Below are 18,657 nucleotides of genomic sequence, written 5' to 3' on the forward strand. Positions count from 1 at the left end.
TCGGCCGAAGTCTTTGCACCCCATCGAGAGCCTGCCAGATGATCATCCTGCGTTCGATCCTCTTCAATCTGGTCTTCTATGCCAACCTGATCGTCCAGATGATCGTGCTGACGCCGATCTATTTCCTGCTGCCGCGCAAGGCTGCCTGGTTCGTGCCAAAGAACTGGGTGCGAAGCAATCACTGGCTGCTCGCCAAGATCGTCGGCACGACCTTCGAGGTCGAAGGCGTCGAGAACATTCCAAAGGGCTCCTATATTTTCGCGCCCAAGCATCAGTCCTTCTGGGACGCCTACGCACTTCTGCCCTGGCTCGACGACCCCTTCTATATCCTCAAGCGCGAGCTCACCTGGATACCGCTGTTCGGCTGGTACATTGTCAAGCAGCGCATGGTGCCGGTGAACCGTGCCGCCCGTGGCAAAGCAATGACTGAGGTGATGGAGCGCACCAAGCGGGAAATGGCAGCGGGGCGGCAACTGATCATCTATCCGGAGGGCACGCGTCGGCCGCCCGGTGCGCCGCCGGAATATAAATACGGCATTGCCCGGCTCTATCGCGACCTGCAGGTGCCGGTCGTCCCCGTCGCAATGCATCCGGGGTTGTTCTGGCCGCGACGCAAGTTCCTGCGCTTCCCGGGACATTTCAAGGTGCGCATCCTGCCGCCGATCGAGGCCGGCATGGACCCGGACGAATTTCTCGCAAAGCTGGTGGCAGTGACCGAGGCCGCAAGCGACGAACTTCTGATCGAAACCGTAAAGGCCAATCCGCACGTGCCGCTGCCGCCCAGCGCGGAACAACGGCTGCGCGAACTTAGAGCCAAAGCGGAATAACAGGGAAAGGCGCGCCGATCGGCTTGTGATTCTTCGGCCGTGCTTCGGCCGGGATCAGCGGATCTGGACCTGTGCCGAAGCGGCCGCACCGGCGTTCAGGCTCGTCGCGACCTCCTCGAGCCAGTGGTCGCGGATGCCCATTTCCCTGAGATGCCCGAGCGTGTTGAGGACATATTCACTGTTCGGACCGGACTTGCCTACCGCGACCGCGACCGTCGCCGCCGCTTCCGCCGCCGTCAGCGCGCCAGCATACTGGACGTGGTTGCGGTCAATGACATAGGCAAGCGCCGGCACGCGACGTCCGTCGGCAAGCTGTACCGGCATTGTCCGTTCCTTGTAGACGCGTGTGACCAGTTCGCGCTCGCGCAGATAATCGAGCACGTCAGCCTTTTCCGCGGATGCCACGCGGAAAGCCGTGCCGATACAGGAGCCGCCATGGTCGAGCCCGAGCACGAGGCCCGGGCGGCGCTCCGTTCCCCGATGCACCCAGGAATGCACGCAAAGCGAACGGCGGTAGCCGAAGGCGCGCGCCGTCCACTTCTCCTCGAAGCGAAACCCCGGATTCCACATCAACGACCCGTAGCCAAAGACCCAAAATTCGTCCATATCCGCTACCATCCAACCCTTGCTGCCTGTCGGGCGCCGAATCACGTGTCGGCCTCCTGCGGCCCAGCCGAATTTTTTACTGCATGTTTCCTTAAATCGGACCCGATTTAAGGAAAAAACATTCAGCGATTCAAAGTGCTACAGCGACCCCGTTCATGGCTCTGGCTGAAGCAGTCCAAGTCACGAACGCGACTTACGCTAGTTCGCCGCATCGGGACCGGCCACCCGAAAGGCCGCTCCCGACTATAAATGGAGTAGTCGATACCATGACGGTAACCGCAGTCGCCAACCGCTCGCCCGTCGCCAGGAAGTTTCTCTGGCTGACGGCGGGCGTCGTGCTCGTCGGCGGCCTCTATTCCGCCGGCTGGTTCCTTGCCGCGGACCAAATCGAGAAACGGCTGACGGCCTTTCTGACGGAACGGCAGGCGAGCGGCCTCGGCGGCGAATGCACGGACATGGAGGTGCGCGGATTTCCGTTCCGCATCGGTCTCTTCTGCAACGAGGTGCGCCTCGATGACAGGCGCCGCGGCGCCTCCGCGTCCTTCGGCGCCCTGAGATCGGCTGCACAGGTCTACCAGCCCGGGCGGGCCGTCATCGAACTCGACGGCCCGGCCGAAATCCGCGTCTCGCCGGGCGTGACGGTATCGGCTGACTGGACGCTGCTCCACGCAAGCCTTGCGGCGACCCTTTCGGGTGTCGACCGAACTTCGCTTGCCTATGACAACCTGACCGGCACCGCGCGGTCGCCGCTGGCAGACAAAGGCCTCGGCTTCGGCGCAAGCCACGGCGAGATACATCTGCGCCGGAACGGCGGCGATCTCGACGCCGCGCTCAGCATCGACAAGCTCGACCTGCGCCCGGACCAGGGACCGAGCCTCGCTCCGCCCGCCGACATCGCGATGGATCTGACGGTCGCCGGCAAGGCCGACTGGCTTCAGGCCGGCGCCTTTTCGCCTGATATGCTTCGCGGCGCTAGCGGGGAACTGCGTCAATTGACGCTCGATGCAGGCTCGGGAATGACCGCCAAGCTCTCCGGACCCTTCTCGGTCAACGATCAGGGGCTGATCTCCGGCGAGTTTTCGCTGACCATCGCGAATATCGATGCCTGGCGGGAAAACCTCGTTAAGATTGCTCCCGACGAGACCGATCTCGTCAACAACATCGCCAACATGCTGAACGCGCTTGCCGGCGGCAGGAACGAGGCGACGGTCAAGCTCAACGTGCGCGACGGCACCGCCTTTCTCGCCTTCGTTCCGGTGGGCGTACTGCCGGCGCTGTGAGCGGCAACTGGTGCAGGCGTCCTATTGATCCATGGCATGCCGGCCGAAGTCCGGCATGGCCGTATCCTGGCCGGCCTGGATGATCGACCGGCGGATTGCTCGCGTGCGGGTGAAGAGGTCGAACAGCTTGTCGCCGTCGCCCCAGCGGATCGCGCGCTGCAAGGAAGCCAGATCCTCGGAAAAGCGGGCGAGCATTTCGAGGATCGCGTCCTTGTTGTGCAGGCAGACGTCGCGCCACATGGTCGGGTCCGAGGCCGCCAAACGGGTGAAGTCGCGGAAGCCCGAGGCCGAATATTTGATCACTTCCGACTCGGTTACCGTCTCCAGATCGTCGGCCGTCCCGACGATGTTGTAGGCGATGATGTGCGGAAGGTGCGAAACAATCGCCAGCACCTTGTCGTGATGTTCGGGATCCATCTCGTCGACCATCGAGCCGAGCGTTTCCCAGAAGAGCCGCAGCCTGGCGACCGCCTCCTCGTCGGTGCCGGGCGGCGGCGTCAGGATGCACCAGCGTCCGCGGAACAGCCCGACGAAGCCGGCGTCCGGTCCGGAATGCTCCGTACCGGCGATCGGGTGGCCGGGCACGAAATGGACGCTCTTGGGCAGGTGCGGCGCCATCTGGGCGATGACCGAACCCTTCGTCGAGCCGACGTCGGTGACGATCGCTCCGGGTTTCAGATGCGCGGCGATGTCCGCCGCAACGGCGCCCGAGGCCCCGACGGGCACTGAGACGATGACGAGATCCGCGTCCTTCACCGCCTCGGCAGCCGAAAGCGTGTAGCGGTCGCCGAGGCCGAGCTCGGCGGCGCGCTTCAGCGTTGCTTCGCTGCGCGTCGAGACGACGATCGTGCCGGCAAGCTGCTTCTCGCGGATTTCCCGGGCGATCGACGAACCGATCAGGCCGATCCCGATAAGGGCGATGGTTTCGAATTGCTGAGCCATCATTTGCGTCCCATGAATTCTTTGAGCGCCGCGATCACGCCTTCGTTCGCCTCCTGCGAGCCGATGGTCATGCGCAGCGCATTGGGAAAACCGTAAGCGCCGACCGCGCGCAGGATGAAGCCGCGGCTCGTCAGGAACGCATCCGCCTCCTCGGCCGACTTGCCCGCTTCATCGGGGAAGTGGACCAACACGAAGTTGGTCACCGACGGGGTGACGCGAAGACCGATCGCCGTAAGCGTCTCGCTGACCCTTGCCAGCCAGGTGAGATTGTGATCGACGGCCGCGGCGACGAAGGCCTGGTCGCGGATTGCCGCCGCACCGGCCGCGATCGCCGGCGCGTTGAGATTGAAGGGGCCGCGCACACGATCCACCGCATCCACCACGTGGCGCGGCGCATACATCCAGCCGATGCGCAGACCCGCAAGCCCGTAGATCTTCGAGAAGGTCCGCGTCATCACCACGTTACGGTTGCCGGATACAAGTTCAAGCCCGGCCTCGTAATCGTTGCGCCGGACATATTCCGCGTAAGCCGCATCAAGCACCAGTAGCACGCCGGCCGGCAGCCCCGCATGCAGGCGACGGACCTCGTTCAGCGGAATGTAGGTGCCCGTCGGGTTCGCCGGATTGGCGATGAATACGATCTTCGTCCGCTCCGTCACGGCCGCGAGGATCGCATCGACATCGATGCGCTGATCCCGCTCCTTGACCGTCACGGGCGTGCCGCCGGCCGCCATCATCTGAATCTTATAGACAAGGAAGCCGTGCTCGGTGACGATCCCCTCGTCGCCGGGTGCTAGATAAGTTTGGCAAAGAAGGCCGAGCAACTCGTCCGAACCATTGCCGCAGAGGATATTGGCGGGGTTCAGACCGTGAACGGTCGCGATCGCGTCCTTCAACGCATGCGCCTGACCGTCCGGATAGCGCTCGAGCGTAAGCGCGGCTTTCTGGAACGCCTCGACCGCGCGCGGGCTCGGCCCGAGCGGCGTTTCGTTCGACGACAGCTTGTGCACCTTGGCGACGCCCGGCGCATGTTCCTTGCCCGGCACATAGGCGGCAATGTCCAGGATGCCGGTACGCGGCTCAGGGCTCTTCAGGGCAAGGTTCATCGGCTCGGCTTTCGCGGGAAGAATGCGGGTCCAGCCAATACCGGGGCCGGCGATATTTGTCGAGTGCGACGTGGGGCTACCGGAGATGAGGCGGAGCGCGAGCATTCTCATCGCCCGTCCCGTCCCGCCAACCTATGGCGCTTTTGCCGCTCGACTGCGCGTGCTGGGCACACCCTGCGGCGCCAGGACCGGAACGAAGACGCGGCGCGAAGCGCGCGCGGCCACCGGCAAGCCCTGATAAAGCCGCTTCTGCGCCTCGACGATGATGACGCCGGAAAAGACCGGCCAGAGCGATCGACCGAAGCGCTCGATGCCGTGACGGAGGCGGAGAACCAGCTTGCGCTTCGACGGCGGGAAGAACAGCGCCTCGGCCGTCGCGCCGGGCGTGAAGTTGGTCTCTCGCAACAGCGCCGTCAATTGTCCGCGCGAATAGGGCCGACCCGAGCCGAAGGGGGTGTGCTCCATTCGCGCCCAGACGCCGCGGCGGTTCGGCACGACGATCACGAGGCGGCCGCCTGGCGCAAGCACCCGCCAGATCTCCTTCATCGTCTCGCGCGGGCTCTCGGCGAATTCCAGCGAATGAACCATCAGCACGCGGTCGATCGAGGCATCCGGCAGCGGCAATTCCTCGTCGAAGACGAGCGCGGTCGAAGAGAGCTCGGCAGCCGGCCAGTTTACCGCGCCCTGGCCCGCCGGCATGAAGGCGAAAGTCCGTTCCGTGTCGGCGCGGAAGCGCTCGAGATACGGCACCGCATAGCCGAGCCCGACGAGCCGCTCCTCCGGCAGGCGCGCCCAGACCGAAGCGAGTGCCATGCTGACGGATTGCTCCGCCATGTGGCCGAGTTCGGAATGGTAGAATTGGCGGAGATCGACGATATCGGTGTGCATGGGCGACATGTTAGCCTTGAGACAGTAGACTTCAAGACGAGCCTCGCTACATTCGGCTGTAGCGGGAAACCGTGCGGGCGGCTTTCCGCGATCCCGATACCCATTCCCGATCGGAGGACCAAGCGATGGCGGCGCTCGAACTCGACCTCTTCCTTTGCCGCACCGACAATTTCGGTGTGCTTCTCCATGACCGACTGAGCGGCGCCACGGCATCGATCGACGCGCCGGAGGAGCAGCCGATCCTCGACGCGCTAGAACGCCGCGGCTGGCAACTGACGCATATCCTGACGACGCATCATCATGGCGACCACGTGGCCGCGAATGTAAGCCTCAAGGAACGCTTCGGCGTGACGATCATTGGCCCGAAGAACGAGGCGTCGAAAATTCCCGGCATCGACAGGACCGTGGGCCACGGCGACCGCTTCGACTTCGCCGGCCATCCGGTCGAGATCATTGAAACCCCAGGGCATACGGCCGGCCACATCTGCTACCATTTCCCTCAAGACAAGCTGCTCTTTGCCGCCGACACGCTTTTTGCGCTCGGATGCGGCCGGCTCTTCGAAGGTACGGCCGAGACGATGTGGCAGTCGCTGAACCGTCTGATGGCGCTTCCCGACGACACCGCCGTCTATTTCGGCCACGAATACACGCTCTCCAATGCCCATTTCGCCGTCACCATCGACCCGGAGAACACGGCTCTCAAGGAACGCGCCGCTGAAATCGAGGAGACCCGGTTGGACGGCGGATTCACCGCGCCGACGACGATCGGACTTGAAAAGCGGACGAACCCTTTCCTGCGCGCCAGCGACCCGAGGGTTCGCGCGAATCTCGGCATGGAGAAGGCGAGCGACGCAGCCGTTTTCGCCGAAATCCGCAAGCGCAAGGACAATTTCTAGATGACTGCATCGCAAGAGATGACGGCCGCGGAGATCATCGCGACGCTCGGGCTCGTCCGGCATCCGGAAGGCGGCTGGTACGGCGAGACATTCCGCGACCCGGCCGGCGCCCCGCGCGGGCATTCCACCGCGATCTACTATCTCCTCGAAAGAGGCGATCGCTCGCACTGGCACCGCGTCCGAGACGCCGTCGAGATTTGGCACTATTACGCCGGCTCGCCGCTCGAGCTCAGCATTGCCGAGTCCGGCAGGCCGGCTTCACAGGTCCGGCTCGGCCCGGACCTTCCCAGCGGAGAGCGGCCGCAACACGTCGTTCCCGCCGATTGGTGGCAGTCCGCCACGTCGCTCGGAGACTGGACGCTCGTCGGCTGCACCGTCGCACCCGGTTTCGACTTCTCCGCCTTCGAGATGGCGCCGCCCGATTGGCGGCCACCTGAGGGGTGATCCTACTCCGCCGGCTGCGCCGCGGCCTTGCCCTTGCGGAAAATCATGTCCTTCGCCGCGAGCACGGCGCCGCCGGTCACGAGCAGGCAGGCGGCCGCGATCCGCCAGGACGGCTCGGCGAAGCCGAACAGGATCAGGATCAAGGTCGAGAGCACCGGTGCGGCGTAGCTCGCCACACCCAGGAACTGGATATCGCCGTTTTTCACGCCGAAATCCCAGGCATAGAAGGCCGCGCCGACCGGCAGAAGGCCAAGTCCCGCCACCGCGAGCCACTCGAAGGCCGTCTGCGGCCAGACGGTCGTTTCAAGGCCGAGATGGCAGAAGAAGGACAGAATGGAGGTCGCCAGGCAGAAACCAGTGACGACGTCGGTCGATACCGTGCCGAAGCGCCGTGTGATCAGTGAATAGCCGGACCAGGTGAAGGCGCAGAGGAAGGCTGCGCCATAGCCAAGCGTGTAGGCGCCGTCGAAGGCGATGCCGTTTCGCGCGACGATCAGGATCGTGCCGCAAAGACCGGCGAGTGCACCGGCGATATGATACCAGCGCAGTCTCTCGCTGGGCAGCAACGCCGAGCCGACGACGATCAGCAGCGGCCAGAGATAAGCGATCAACCCGGCCTCCACGGCCGGCGCGTTGCGAAGCGCCGTGAAATAGAGAAAGTGATAGCCGAAAAGGCCGGCAACGCCGGTGACCCAGACCTTTACCGGCTGTTTCAGAAGCGCCAAGCGCTCTGGCTTCGACGCCAGCACGACGATCCCGGGCAAGCTGCCGACGAGGAAGCAGATGGCCGAAAGCTGAAACGGCGGCATCTTGCCGGACGCAGCGGTAAAGAGCGCCAGCAGCGACCACATCAGGATTGCGGAGAAACCGATCAGCGTTGCCTTGACCTTCATTCCTGCCCCTCGTGCGGCCCGAGCGCGCCGGACCCCGCATGTCCATCGTATTGCCGAAGCCAATCGCGAAAACAGCCTCCGCGGACTCCACCGGCACTCACTCGACTGTCACTGATCTATCGCGCTTGCGCGATTCCGGAAAGAGGTGACTTGGGCGGACCTCCAAGCGTCACGTCCATTCAAACACGAAAACAGAACTATATGGGGCGGCGCCTCAACCGCCGAATCGCGTCGCGGAAACCGTGACCGGTCCAATCTTCGTGGGTATGCGGGCATAGACCGGAGCATAGACGTCGACGCCGTTCGCTTTCGCGTACCAGATCTCCATCGTTTCCAGGCGGCGTAAATATTCGACATCCTCCCGCCCCTTCCTATATCCCGCCTTCGGTACGAAGCGGATGCCGCAGACGATCACTTCCCCCGCGAACCCTTTGGTCCTGAAGTTCCTCGTCCCCTTGGGTGACAGCTTGATGTCGAGCCGCGATTCGCCGTCGAAGATCGGCAACGTGTTCGGGCAAACGCGACTGCTGGCCGGAATGATCAGGCCCGAAAGCGGATCAAGCACATTGCGCATGTCTCGGCCCGTCACCGGCACCCAGTTCTTCGGCAGGGGGTTGCGTTTTGGCACCATGCTCGCATGGACGACGTTGCCGTTGCGGAAGCTCACATTGATCGCGCGCTCCTTTCGGCCGCTGCGATAGGACATCGAATATTCGGAGGCGCGAAGACGGTCGCGACCAATCACCCCCGAGACACGCGTCTGTCCCCTGGTGCGGCTGATGATGTCAACGAGCCCGGCCGAATTCAGCGTTCCCGAAATCGTGTAGCGATTCTTTTCGACCTCGGTGTGGAACGACGCCCGCGCCACCGGCAGCCCCGCAAGCGCGATGCTGTAATCCGTCTGATGTTTGACATCCGCAGCAAACGACGTTGTGGAAAACATCACGGCGGCCAAAAGTGCCGGCGCGCGAAAACCCATGCGCAACTTCATGCCCAGTGCCCCATCATTCCTTGCTATCGCAATCCCTTGAAATGCAGGCGGTTTGCGGCTTTTCTAGGCCAATTGCCGAAAATCCCGCCCTTGATCGTAGCAGGAAGAACTAGCGCATCCTCGATCGGCTTGGAACGGGCCTTGTGCCCCAAAGAGCAGATGTTATTTTAGGACTAGTTCGCGGAAAAGCGCTGGTTTTTCGGGAATGCGCAGGTTTGGCTTGACTGGCGCCCCGTCACTGACTATAGAACCGCGACTTTTCCAATAATGGCCAACAGGAACGCGGCCTGGGCTCTGGGCCCGCTACCGCATTGTCCGGCGGCGATAAGAGAATAGGTGTACCATGTCCCGTAGTTGCGAATTGACCGGCAAGGGCGTCCAGTCGGGCCACAATGTCAGCCACGCCAACAACAAGACCAAGCGCAAGTTCCTGCCGAACCTGTGCAACGTCACGCTGATCTCCGATGCTCTCGGCCAGCGCTTCCGCCTGCGCGTTTCCGCTGCTGCTCTGCGCTCGGTCGAGCACCGTGGCGGCCTCGACGCCTTCCTGCTGAAGGCCGACGAGAACGAACTCAGCATGCGCGCGCGCCTGCTGCGTCGTCAGATCGTCAAGAAGGTCGCTGAAGCTGCCTGATTGGCGCTAGCGCTTCTGACAAAGCTTGAGAAGGCTTGCGGGTTCGCCTGGCAAGCCTTTTTCTCGTGTCGTCATATCACGGCCGGGGCTTGCGCCATCCGGCTAAGGTTTCCCTCGCTGGTGGCATCACCCAGGATAAAAAAATGCTGAGCAACCGCACGTTCTTCATCTATGTCGCGCTGATGACCCTAGTGGTCGTCGCTTCGAACTTCCTCGTCCAGTATCCACTGCCGGGTTCGATCGCCGGCATGCAACTCGGCGATCTTTTGACCTGGGGCGCTTTCAGCTATCCTTTCGCCTTCCTGGTCACCGATCTCACCAACCGTCAGTTCGGCCCGCAGATCGCGCGTCGCGTCGTCGTTGCCGGCTTCGCGGTCGCCGTCGTGCTTTCCTTCCTCGCCGCAACGCCGCGCATCGCGATCGCTTCCGGTTCGGCCTTCCTGCTCGGGCAGCTTCTCGACATCTCTGTCTTCAACAGGCTCAGGCGCCAAACGTGGTGGCGCGCCCCGCTCGCCGGCTCGCTCATCGGTTCCGGCCTCGATACGGCGATGTTCTTCTCCTTCGCCTTCGCGCCGTTTTTCGTGTTTCTTGGCCCGAACGACAGCTTCGCGCTGGAGGCGGCCCCGCTGCTCGGTCTGCTGACCGTCGATGCACCGCGCTGGATCTCCTGGGCGCTCGGCGATCTCGCGGTCAAGATCCTTTGCGGCATCGTCCTGCTGTTGCCCTATGGCGCGCTGATGAGTGTCATCAAACCGATGCCGGCCACGGCGAAGGCGACAACAGCGAAGGCGACTGCCTGAAGCCTACGGGGCCGATCGGCCCCGTTTTCATTTGGCGAGCCGGAATTCGAGCATCAGGTTGCGCTCGAGGATCGAATGGTTATCGTCGGAAAGGACGATCACCCGGATTTCGCCGTCCGGGCGCGCTATAACATCGAGAGCTTCCATGTTGTCGATCTGAAAACTCATGTCGGCGTCGAGTATCACCGCGCCGTCGGCCACCGCGCCCGGGCGGATATCGGCCGCAGCGATCCGGCGGATGCGCATGCCGAGGCCGGAGGCGAGATTGAAGCGGCGCTCAAGGAGAAGCAGGTCGCCACTGGGCAGGAAGGCGCCGTCGGTCACCGAATAGGGATCCTCGCGGACGACCGTAAAGACGCCTCTCATCGGACCCTCCAGGATGCCTGCCAGAAGATTGTCCGCCTCGTCGACACTGCGCTCCGAGACGATGACCGCGGCGCCCGAGAGTGGACCGTTCTTCGGCGCGATCGCAATCGTCTCCAGGCCGCCATTGCCGCGCAGCTCCCGCGCGGGAAACGGCGGCGCCAACTGCCCAACGGGTTTTGCGTGGGCGAAACCGGGATCTGGATAGACTTCGATGCGAGGCAGCTGCTCGAAGCTGACGATCGCCTCGCCGTCGCGCAATGCCAGCCCCTCGGAATCCACCCTCCATTTTTCGAGCTGCGCCTTGCCGTTGCCATCGGTCATCGATGTGACCGTCAGATTGGCGAGGCCCTCTAGTTTGCCTGCATCGTCGCGGGTGACGACGCCCTCGACCCAATGACCGGTATCCATGACGGCGACGAAGGAATCACCATCCGCACGGAACCTGATCGCCGACAGTGCGCCGAACAGCGGATTGGCCGAGGTCATTTCGATGCCGCCGATGAATTCGAGCGAGCCGAACATCGTCTCGTCGGAACCGACCTTGAACTGCGATATCTGCCGGCTCATGACTGGAATAATCTCGCTCACCGGCTCCGCACGGGCGACGGCAGCCGAAACCAACAGAGAGAGGACGACGAGATTTCGGCGGAGCATTTGAGGAGGGACCTTCCCGGACAGGGCAAGCACGGTGCGATGAGAACGAGGGGCTTTCCGTAGATGGGCAATGCGGATAGCCGCAAAACGGAAGATGACGGATTGGGACGGCATCGGCCGCCCAACCGTTAACCGGCGCGACGCGCCCGGCCCCGACGACGATGCAGACTCTCGTCCTCGAAGAGCGCGGCAAGCTGCTCCGTCATCGCACCCGCGAGCTCGTCCGCATCGACGATGGTTACGGCACGGCGATAATAGCGCGTCACGTCGTGGCCGATGCCGATCGCCAGAAGCTCGACCGGCGAGCGGCTCTCAATCTGCTCGATGACCGCGCGGAGATGCCGTTCGAGGTAGTTTCCGGGGTTCACTGACAGGGTGGAATCGTCGACCGGCGCGCCGTCCGAAATCATCATCAGAATGCGCCGCTGTTCCGCCCGCACCAGAAGGCGGTCGTGCGCCCACATCAGCGCTTCGCCGTCGATGTTCTCCTTGAGCAGGCCCTCGCGCATCATCAGTCCAAGATTGCGGCGGGCGCGGCGCCAGGGCGCGTCGGCGGATTTGTAGACGATGTGGCGCAGGTCGTTGAGACGCCCGGGCGACTGCGGCTTGCCGCCGGTAAGCCACTTCTCGCGCGACTGCCCGCCCTTCCACGCCTTGGTCGTGAAGCCGAGGATCTCGACCTTGACGCCGCAACGCTCCAGCGTGCGCGCGAGAATATCGGCGCAGGTGGCCGCGACCGTGATCGGCCGACCGCGCATCGATCCGGAATTGTCAATCAACAGCGTCACCACCGTATCGCGGAAATTGGTGTCCTTCTCCCGCTTGAAGGAGAGCGGCTGCATCGGATCGATGATGATGCGCTGCAGGCGGGCGGTGTCGAGATAGCCCTCCTCGAGGTCGAACTCCCAGGACCGGTTCTGTTGCGCCATCAGCCGGCGCTGCAGCCGGTTGGCGAGACGGCCGACCGCGCCCTGCAGATGGGCGAGCTGCTTGTCAAGAAAGGCACGCAGGCGGTCGAGCTCCGCCTCGTCGCAAAGCTCCTCGGCAGTGATCGTCTCGTCGAACTCCCGAGTATAGACCGTGTAGTCGACCTTCTCGTTGAAATCCGCGAAGGGGTGGCTCGGGCGCTTGACCTCTCCGGGCGTCTCGCTCTCCTCGTCGCCCTCGTCCTGAAGATCGTCGTCGGATATCTCCGCGCCGTCCATCTCGCCTTCTTCCATCTGCTCCTCGGCAGACTGGTTTTCTTCGGCGGGCGCGGCGTCGGAACCTTCCTCCTCCTCGCTGGCGTTCTCGTCCTGCTCCTGGCTGCGCGGCTGATCCTCGTCCGTCTCGCTTTCCTGCTCGTCCGGCTCGATGTCGTCCTCGCCATATTTCTCGGCGACGTCCATCGAAGCCAGCATGTCGCGCACGACGCGGGCAAAAGCCTGCTGGTCGTTGATCGCGGCCGAAAGGTTGCGCATGTCGCCGCCGGCCTTTTTCTCGATGAAGTCGCGCCACAGGTCGAGCACCTGGCCGGCCGAAGCCGGCGGCTTCTCGCCGGTCAGCTTCTCGCGCACCATCAGCGCCACCGCCTCTTCGAGCGGCGCATCCGCCTGCGCGTCGATCGCGGCGAAGTTCGCCTTGGAGTATTTCTCATCGAGCATCGAGGAAAGGTTGTCGGCAACGCCCGGCATTCTGAGCGCACCGATCGCCTCGACGCGCGCCTGCTCGACGGCGTCGAAGATCGCGCGCGCATCCGCCCCTTGCGGCGACATCGTCGCGTGGATGCGGGCATCGTGGCAGGCTTTGCGCAGCGCCATCGAATCGCCGAGCCCGCGCGCGACGGCCAACTCGTGCCGGCTCGGGCGCTTCGAAAGCTCCGGCAGACGGATGCGTTCGCCCGTCATTCCGGGTCGCTCGTTCGCAAAGGCGACCTCAAGCTCCGCATCACCGGCGATCGAGCGGATGCAGCCGGAAAGCGCCCGCTTGAACGGTTCGGCGGCGTTCTCCCTCGTTTGCGGCTTCGCCTTGGAATTCGAGCTCACGACAGTTCCTTCTTCAGCCGGACTGGCCGACATCTCCGAACGCATCGATTCTAAATGGGATTGGAGCGGGATGAAACCTCCCGCTTCAAGGTCGCAGCCGGCTTGTCACCGAGCCGGAGCTTCGGGAGGCCTCAGGCGGTTGCTTCGAGCACGATGTTGGCGGCGCTCTCCTTGAGCTCGACGCCGAAGGCGCGCTGGTAATGCTCGGCGACCAGCGCTCTCTCCAGCTCGTCGCACTTGTTGAGGAAGGTCACACGGAAGGCAAAGGCGATGTCGCCGAATATATAGGCGTTCTCGGCCCAGGTGATCACGGTGCGCGGGCTCATCACGGTCGAGAGGTCGCCGTTGATGAAGGCGGCACGCGTGAGATCGGCGACGCGCACCATTTTCGATACCGTATCGCGTCCCTTGCCGGCGACGAAGCCCTTGACCTTGGCGGCGACGATGTCGACTTCCTTGTCGTGCGGCAGGTAGTTGAGCGCCGTGACGATCGACCAGCGGTCCATCTGCGCCTGGTTGATCTGCTGCGTGCCGTGATAGAGCCCGGTCGTGTCGCCGAGGCCGACCGTGTTGGCGGTGGCGAAGAGCCGGAAGGCCGGATGCGGACGAATGACGCGGCTCTGGTCGAGCAGTGTCAGGCGACCGGAGGATTCGAGCACGCGCTGGATCACGAACATGACGTCCGGACGGCCGGCATCATATTCGTCGAAAACGAGCGCGACATTGTGCTGGTAGGCCCACGGCAGGATGCCGTCCTTGAATTCGGTCACCTGCATCCCGTCCTTGACGACGATCGCATCCTTGCCGACGAGATCGATACGGCTCACATGGCTGTCGAGGTTGATGCGCACGCAAGGCCAGTTGAGACGCGCCGCGACCTGCTCGATATGGGTCGACTTGCCGGTGCCGTGATAACCCGAAACCATGACGCGGCGGTTATGGGCGAAACCGGCAAGAATGGCGAGCGTCGTCTCACGATCGAAGAGATAGTCTGGATCGATATCGGGCACATAGGCGTCGCCCTTTGAATAGGCGGGAACGCGCAAATCCGTATCGATGCCGAAAACCTCCCGGACCGAGATCGTCGTGTCGGGGAGGTTGGAAATGTCGAGGTCAATCTTGCTCATCACAACTCCAGAGCGGCCGCCGGACGGCACCCGCGCATTCGCCTGCAAATAGTATTTTCTGTCATAATCCGCGTTGTTAGCAGAAACCAGCCTGTTTTAACAATTGGTAGGCTTGGATAACCGCCCGAAAGCGGTCTTCCGATCCCCTGTCTCCGCCATTCGCATCGGGGTGGTGTTTCTTGACGAGCTCCTTGTAGGCGGCCTTGATGTCGGCAGCGGTCGCCGAGGCCGCGACCCCGAGTGTCTCGAAGGCCTTCGCCTCGAGCGTCTTCAGCTTGCGCAGGCGCGGTTCGTGCCGGGCCTGCCGGGCGCGCGCCTCGTTGAAGAAGCCGAACGGATCGCGCATGCGGGCCTGCGCGCCGGCGCTGCCGGAGCGCGTCTGAGACTGCGTCGGACCGTTGCGGGCATTCTTGTTGACGCCGACCGTCCAGGTAGGACGATGACCGGTGATCGCTTCCTTCTGATAGCGGGCGATCTCGGTATCGGACAATCCGGAAAAGTAATTGTACCCTTTGTTGTATTCCTTCACATGCTCGAAGCAGAACATGAAATATTCGCCCTCGGCGTTGCGGCCGACCGGCGCCCGATGCACCGCTTTCTTGTCGCAGCCGTCCCACTGGCACACAGGCGCAGACGGCTCCACGCGCGCTTCCCCCCTCGGGCGCGTTCTGATGCGGTCGAAATATTTTGAATCGAGTTTCATGGCGCACATTATGGGGTTTACAGAGGGCCACAACAAGAATTGACAAAGCGGAATGTTGCTGGCTTTGTGCGGCTATTTTGCATCGCACGGACCTTGCCAGCCGCTCGATCTCGACGCACCGGCAAACAGGGAAATGGGACGGAAAGATGTCGCTGCAAAGCCGTATCGAAGAGAAGCTCGTGCAGGCCTTCCAGCCCGAACGCCTGATGGTGATCAACGAGAGCCATCTGCATGCCGGCCATCAGCCCGGTTTCGACGGCGGCGGCGAGACGCATATGCGTATCCGCATCGTCTCGAGCGCCTTTGCCGGCATGAGCCGCGTCGCGCGCCACCGGGCGATTAACGATCTCCTGAAGCCCGAACTCGACGCCGGACTGCACGCGCTCGCCGTGGAACCGGCCGCTCCTGGAGAGCCGACGCGTTGGTGAGATCAGCCGGCAGGGCTGTCTTCCTCGGCGGCGCGAATGCGCAACTTAGTGATCCGGTTCTTCACCCGCTTCATGACGATGAAACGCTTGCCATAGAAAGTGAAGGCCTGCCGCTCCTCCGGAATGCTCTTCGATTCATGGATGACGAGACCGGCGACAGTCGTCGCCTCCTCGTCCGGCAGCGACCAGTCGAGCGCGCGGTTGAGGTCGCGGATCGGCACGGATCCATCGACGACGATCGAGCCGTCGGCCTCCTGACGGACGCCCTGAATGTCGAGGTCGTGCTCATCGGCGATGTCGCCGACGATCTCTTCCAGGATATCCTCGAGCGTTACGAGCCCTTGCACCTGGCCGTATTCGTCGACGACGATGGCAAGATGCAGCTTGCGCCTGAGAAAGGCGTTGAGCTGGTCCTTGAGATTGGTCGTGTCGGGGACGAACCAGGGTTTCTGCGCGAGCTTGACGATGTCGATCGTCTCGGCCTGCACATCCGGCTCGGCAAGCGCCCTGAGCAAATCCTTAGAATGGATGACGCCGATGATGTTGTCGGCGGAGCCCCGCCACAGCGGCAGGCGCGTGAACGGGCTTTCGAGTATTTCCCGGACGCAGACGGCGGGCGGATCGTCGGCATTGATCGCTCGCATCGCGGTGCGATGGATCATGACGTCGGAAACTTCGAGTTCGCCGAGATCAAGCACGCCCCCGAGCAAGTCGCGGTCCGCCTTCACGAACGAGCCTTCGCGATGGAGCAGATCGACGGCACCCCGCAGTTCCTCCTGCGCGGTGAGCATCGGCACCTCCGATGACAGGTTTACTCCGAAAAGGCTCAGCATGCGCCGGACAATCGCATTCACCAGATTGGAGACGGGACCGATCACCGCGATGAAGGGCCTCACTGTCGGTGCCACCGCAAGCGCGGAACGATCGGGCGACGCGAGCGCCCAGCTTTTCGGCAGAACTTCGGCGAAGACAACGAAGAGGACCGTCATCGCAAGCGTTGCAATTGCGACGCCGTAAACGCCGAAGAGGCGGATCGACAGGTTCGTCGCCAGAGACGAGGCGAGGATGATGACGAGGATGTTGCCGATGAGCAGCGCCCCAATCAAACGGTCGCGGCTCTCGATCAATCCGTTGACGATGCCGGCGCGTGCGTCGCCATTGCTCTCGAGCATATGCATTCGTGACCGGGACGCCGCGTTCAACGCCGCTTCCGATGCGGAGAAGAAGGCGGAAAGCAGGAGCAGACCAATGACCGAAACGAGAGACGGCCAATGATCCGCCAGAAACGCCAGGAATGCGCCGCCGCTCATCAGGGATGTTTTTCCTTAAGGAAGCTCAGCACTTCCGAAGACGGAACGTCGTCGGCGACGAAGGACTGCCCGATCCCTCGCGTTAGGATGAAGGTAAGCTTGCCGCCTTTCACCTTCTTGTCCTGAACGATCGCCTCCATCAGCCGCTCCGCCGGCGGTAGCGTCCCGGGAATGTCCCCCATGCGCGTCGGCAGGCCGACGGCCCTGAGATGGGCCTCCACGCGCCGTGCGTCGTCCGGGCTTGCGAGGTTCATCCGGGCAGAGAACTCATGCGCAAGCACCATGCCGATCGCAACGCCCTCCCCGTGCACCAGCCGCGCGCTGTCGTACTCGGTCGCCGCTTCCAGCGCATGGCCGAAGGTGTGGCCGAGATTGAGAAGCGCCCTGAGGCCATTTTCTCGCTCGTCCGCGGCAACGACATCGGCCTTGGCCTGGCAACTGACGGCGATGGCCTCGATCCGGGCCGGTCCGCCGGCAAAGACCGCCTGCCAGTTCTGTTCGAGCCAATGGAAGAACTCGGGCTTGTCGATCAGCCCGTATTTCGCGACCTCGGCATAGCCGGCGCGGAACTCGCGCTGGCTCAGGCTATCGAGCACGTCGGTATCGGCAAGAACAAGCTCGGGCTGGTGGAAGACGCCGATCAGGTTCTTCCCGTGCGGCGAATTGATGCCGGTCTTGCCGCCGACGGAGGAATCGACCTGTGCCAGAAGCGAGGTCGGAATCTGGATAAAGCGTGAGCCGCGGCGGACGATGCCGGCGGCAAAGCCGGTGAGGTCGCCGATCACGCCGCCTCCGAGCGCGATCACCGCGTCGTTGCGCTCGATCCTGGCGCCGAGGATCGCCTCGCAAACCGGAATGAGGTGTTCGAAGCTCTTGGTCTTCTCCCCTGCCGGCAATACGAGAGAGATCGCCTCGATACTACTTTCCTTAAGACTCGCCATCAGCGGCTCGAGATAGCGCGGCGCGACGTTCTCGTCCGTTATCACCGCCATCTTCCTGCCATTGAGGCGGGCCGCGATCTCTCGGCCCGCCGCGGCGATCAGACCGGGGCCGATGAGGATGTCATAGGAACGGTCGCCGAGGTTCACGCGAACCTTGCGCTCGGCGGCGGGCAGCTCATTACTGTTCATCGTTTCAGGCTTTCTGGTAATCGGCGATGGCGGCGAGGACCTCTTCGACCATCGTTTCCTTTTTCACGTCGCGCGAGAGGACTGTAAGATCCGCCTCCGCGTAGATCGGATACCGCGCACGCATCAGGTTCTCGAGCGTCTGCTTGGGGTTCTCGGTCTTCAGAAGCGGACGGGTGTCGCGCTTGTTCACCCGCTCCCAGAGCACGTCGAGTTCCGCGTTGAGCCAGATCGTCAGGCCGCCCTTCTTGATCTGCCGCCGCGAACGTTCGTTGATATAGGCGCCGCCGCCGGTCGAGACCACGCGCGGCCCGGACCGGAGCAGCCGCTTCAGCACGCGAGCTTCGAGCGCCCGGAACTCTTCCTCGCCATAGGTGGCGAAGAGATCGCTGATCGTCATGCGCGAGACCCGCTCGATTTCATGGTCGGAATCGATGAAGGGAATACCGAGCGCCTGGGCGGTCAGGCGCCCGATCGCCGATTTTCCCGCTCCCATCAGACCGATGAAAACGAGATTGCGCTTACCGAGGGCGCGCTTTGCCCTTTCGGCCAGCGTCGCGGAAACCGGTTCGGTCACGTCGTTCATTGCGCTTCATATTCCCCATTCCTCT

The 18,657-nt window shown here is 63.2% G+C and carries 20 protein-coding genes; 7 read left to right on the plus strand and 13 right to left on the minus strand.

The annotated features are described in order from the left end of the window. Window positions 1-38: 38 nt before the first annotated feature. Window positions 39-827, plus strand: coding sequence for a 1-acyl-sn-glycerol-3-phosphate acyltransferase (locus M728_RS12810; RefSeq protein ID WP_026620206.1), 789 nt, complete (start codon window positions 39-41; stop codon window positions 825-827). Window positions 828-881: 54 nt separating this feature from the next. Here the strand turns inward: M728_RS12810 and M728_RS12815 are convergent, their stop codons facing one another. Beyond that, window positions 882-1,445 (minus strand): gamma-glutamylcyclotransferase, encoded by a 564-nt coding sequence (locus tag M728_RS12815; RefSeq protein ID WP_026620207.1) that lies wholly within the window; start codon window positions 1,443-1,445, stop codon window positions 882-884. A 254-nt stretch (window positions 1,446-1,699) separates the two neighbouring features. Between M728_RS12815 and M728_RS12820 the strand changes: the two genes are divergently transcribed. Next, window positions 1,700-2,713 carry a DUF2125 domain-containing protein gene (locus M728_RS12820; protein WP_026620208.1) on the plus strand — a complete coding sequence of 338 codons (1,014 nt, stop codon included), beginning with the start codon at window positions 1,700-1,702 and terminating at the stop codon, window positions 2,711-2,713. 21 nt (window positions 2,714-2,734) lie between these two features. On the opposite strand, the gene M728_RS12825 is transcribed toward M728_RS12820, so the two are convergent. From M728_RS12825 to M728_RS12835, 3 genes are all read right to left on the minus strand, one after another. Then, window positions 2,735-3,658, minus strand: coding sequence for a prephenate/arogenate dehydrogenase family protein (locus M728_RS12825; RefSeq protein WP_026620209.1), 924 nt, complete (start codon window positions 3,656-3,658; stop codon window positions 2,735-2,737). Next, a complete protein-coding gene (hisC, locus tag M728_RS12830; protein WP_026620210.1) occupies window positions 3,655-4,761 on the minus strand; it encodes a histidinol-phosphate transaminase in 1,107 nt (368 codons plus the stop codon). The genes M728_RS12825 and hisC overlap by 4 nt, the downstream gene beginning before the upstream one ends. Before the next feature lie 132 nt (window positions 4,762-4,893). After that, on the minus strand, window positions 4,894-5,658 hold the full coding sequence (locus tag M728_RS12835; protein WP_026620211.1) for a class I SAM-dependent methyltransferase: 765 nt from the start codon (window positions 5,656-5,658) through the stop codon (window positions 4,894-4,896). 116 nt (window positions 5,659-5,774) lie between these two features. On the opposite strand from M728_RS12835, the gene gloB reads away from it, so the two are divergent. Together gloB and M728_RS12845 are read left to right on the plus strand one after the other, a co-directional pair. Further along, window positions 5,775-6,545 carry a hydroxyacylglutathione hydrolase gene (gene gloB / locus M728_RS12840; RefSeq protein ID WP_026620212.1) on the plus strand — a complete coding sequence of 257 codons (771 nt, stop codon included), beginning with the start codon at window positions 5,775-5,777 and terminating at the stop codon, window positions 6,543-6,545. After that, window positions 6,546-6,989 carry a cupin domain-containing protein gene (locus tag M728_RS12845; protein WP_026620213.1) on the plus strand — a complete coding sequence of 148 codons (444 nt, stop codon included), beginning with the start codon at window positions 6,546-6,548 and terminating at the stop codon, window positions 6,987-6,989. 2 nt (window positions 6,990-6,991) lie between these two features. Here M728_RS12845 and M728_RS12850 read toward each other — a convergent pair whose 3' ends face one another. Further along, window positions 6,992-7,882, minus strand: coding sequence for a DMT family transporter (locus tag M728_RS12850; RefSeq protein WP_026620214.1), 891 nt, complete (start codon window positions 7,880-7,882; stop codon window positions 6,992-6,994). 214 nt (window positions 7,883-8,096) lie between these two features. Beyond that, window positions 8,097-8,873: a DUF3108 domain-containing protein gene (locus M728_RS12855; RefSeq protein WP_026620215.1), complete on the minus strand. Its 777-nt coding sequence runs from the start codon at window positions 8,871-8,873 to the stop codon at window positions 8,097-8,099. Window positions 8,874-9,216: 343 nt separating this feature from the next. Between M728_RS12855 and rpmB the strand changes: the two genes are divergently transcribed. Then, window positions 9,217-9,507: a 50S ribosomal protein L28 gene (rpmB, locus tag M728_RS12860; RefSeq protein WP_026616330.1), complete on the plus strand. Its 291-nt coding sequence runs from the start codon at window positions 9,217-9,219 to the stop codon at window positions 9,505-9,507. A 143-nt stretch (window positions 9,508-9,650) separates the two neighbouring features. Then, window positions 9,651-10,307, plus strand: coding sequence for a VUT family protein (locus tag M728_RS12865; RefSeq protein ID WP_026620216.1), 657 nt, complete (start codon window positions 9,651-9,653; stop codon window positions 10,305-10,307). A 27-nt stretch (window positions 10,308-10,334) separates the two neighbouring features. Here M728_RS12865 and M728_RS12870 read toward each other — a convergent pair whose 3' ends face one another. The 4 genes from M728_RS12870 to M728_RS12885 form a co-directional block, all read right to left on the minus strand. Next, window positions 10,335-11,327, minus strand: a complete 993-nt coding sequence (locus tag M728_RS12870) for an esterase-like activity of phytase family protein (protein ID WP_026620217.1) — start codon at window positions 11,325-11,327, stop codon at window positions 10,335-10,337. A gap of 128 nt (window positions 11,328-11,455) precedes the next feature. After that, the gene (cobT, locus tag M728_RS12875) at window positions 11,456-13,351 is read right to left on the minus strand and encodes a cobaltochelatase subunit CobT (RefSeq protein ID WP_026620218.1); all 1,896 of its coding nucleotides are present in this window, start codon (window positions 13,349-13,351) and stop codon (window positions 11,456-11,458) included. Between the two features lie 131 nt (window positions 13,352-13,482). After that, on the minus strand, window positions 13,483-14,478 hold the full coding sequence (gene cobS, locus M728_RS12880) for a cobaltochelatase subunit CobS (protein WP_026620219.1): 996 nt from the start codon (window positions 14,476-14,478) through the stop codon (window positions 13,483-13,485). 76 nt (window positions 14,479-14,554) lie between these two features. Then, window positions 14,555-15,190 carry a J domain-containing protein gene (locus M728_RS12885; protein ID WP_026620220.1) on the minus strand — a complete coding sequence of 212 codons (636 nt, stop codon included), beginning with the start codon at window positions 15,188-15,190 and terminating at the stop codon, window positions 14,555-14,557. A 137-nt stretch (window positions 15,191-15,327) separates the two neighbouring features. On the opposite strand from M728_RS12885, the gene M728_RS12890 reads away from it, so the two are divergent. Continuing rightward, window positions 15,328-15,609 carry a BolA family transcriptional regulator gene (locus tag M728_RS12890; protein ID WP_026620221.1) on the plus strand — a complete coding sequence of 94 codons (282 nt, stop codon included), beginning with the start codon at window positions 15,328-15,330 and terminating at the stop codon, window positions 15,607-15,609. A 2-nt stretch (window positions 15,610-15,611) separates the two neighbouring features. Here M728_RS12890 and M728_RS12895 read toward each other — a convergent pair whose 3' ends face one another. Genes M728_RS12895 through M728_RS12905 form a run of 3 tightly spaced genes read right to left on the minus strand, consistent with a single transcriptional unit; the run spans window position 15,612 to window position 18,632 of the window. Next, a complete protein-coding gene (locus M728_RS12895) occupies window positions 15,612-16,919 on the minus strand; it encodes an HlyC/CorC family transporter (RefSeq protein ID WP_026620222.1) in 1,308 nt (435 codons plus the stop codon). Continuing rightward, window positions 16,919-18,049: a 3-dehydroquinate synthase gene (gene aroB / locus M728_RS12900; RefSeq protein WP_026620223.1), complete on the minus strand. Its 1,131-nt coding sequence runs from the start codon at window positions 18,047-18,049 to the stop codon at window positions 16,919-16,921. The genes M728_RS12895 and aroB overlap by 1 nt, the downstream gene beginning before the upstream one ends. 4 nt (window positions 18,050-18,053) lie before the next feature. Continuing rightward, window positions 18,054-18,632, minus strand: coding sequence for a shikimate kinase (locus tag M728_RS12905; protein ID WP_026620224.1), 579 nt, complete (start codon window positions 18,630-18,632; stop codon window positions 18,054-18,056). Window positions 18,633-18,657: the final 25 nt, after the last annotated feature.

Origin of the sequence: Ensifer sp. WSM1721 (genome assembly GCF_000513895.2) — a bacterium.
Classification (GTDB): domain Bacteria; phylum Pseudomonadota; class Alphaproteobacteria; order Rhizobiales; family Rhizobiaceae; genus Sinorhizobium.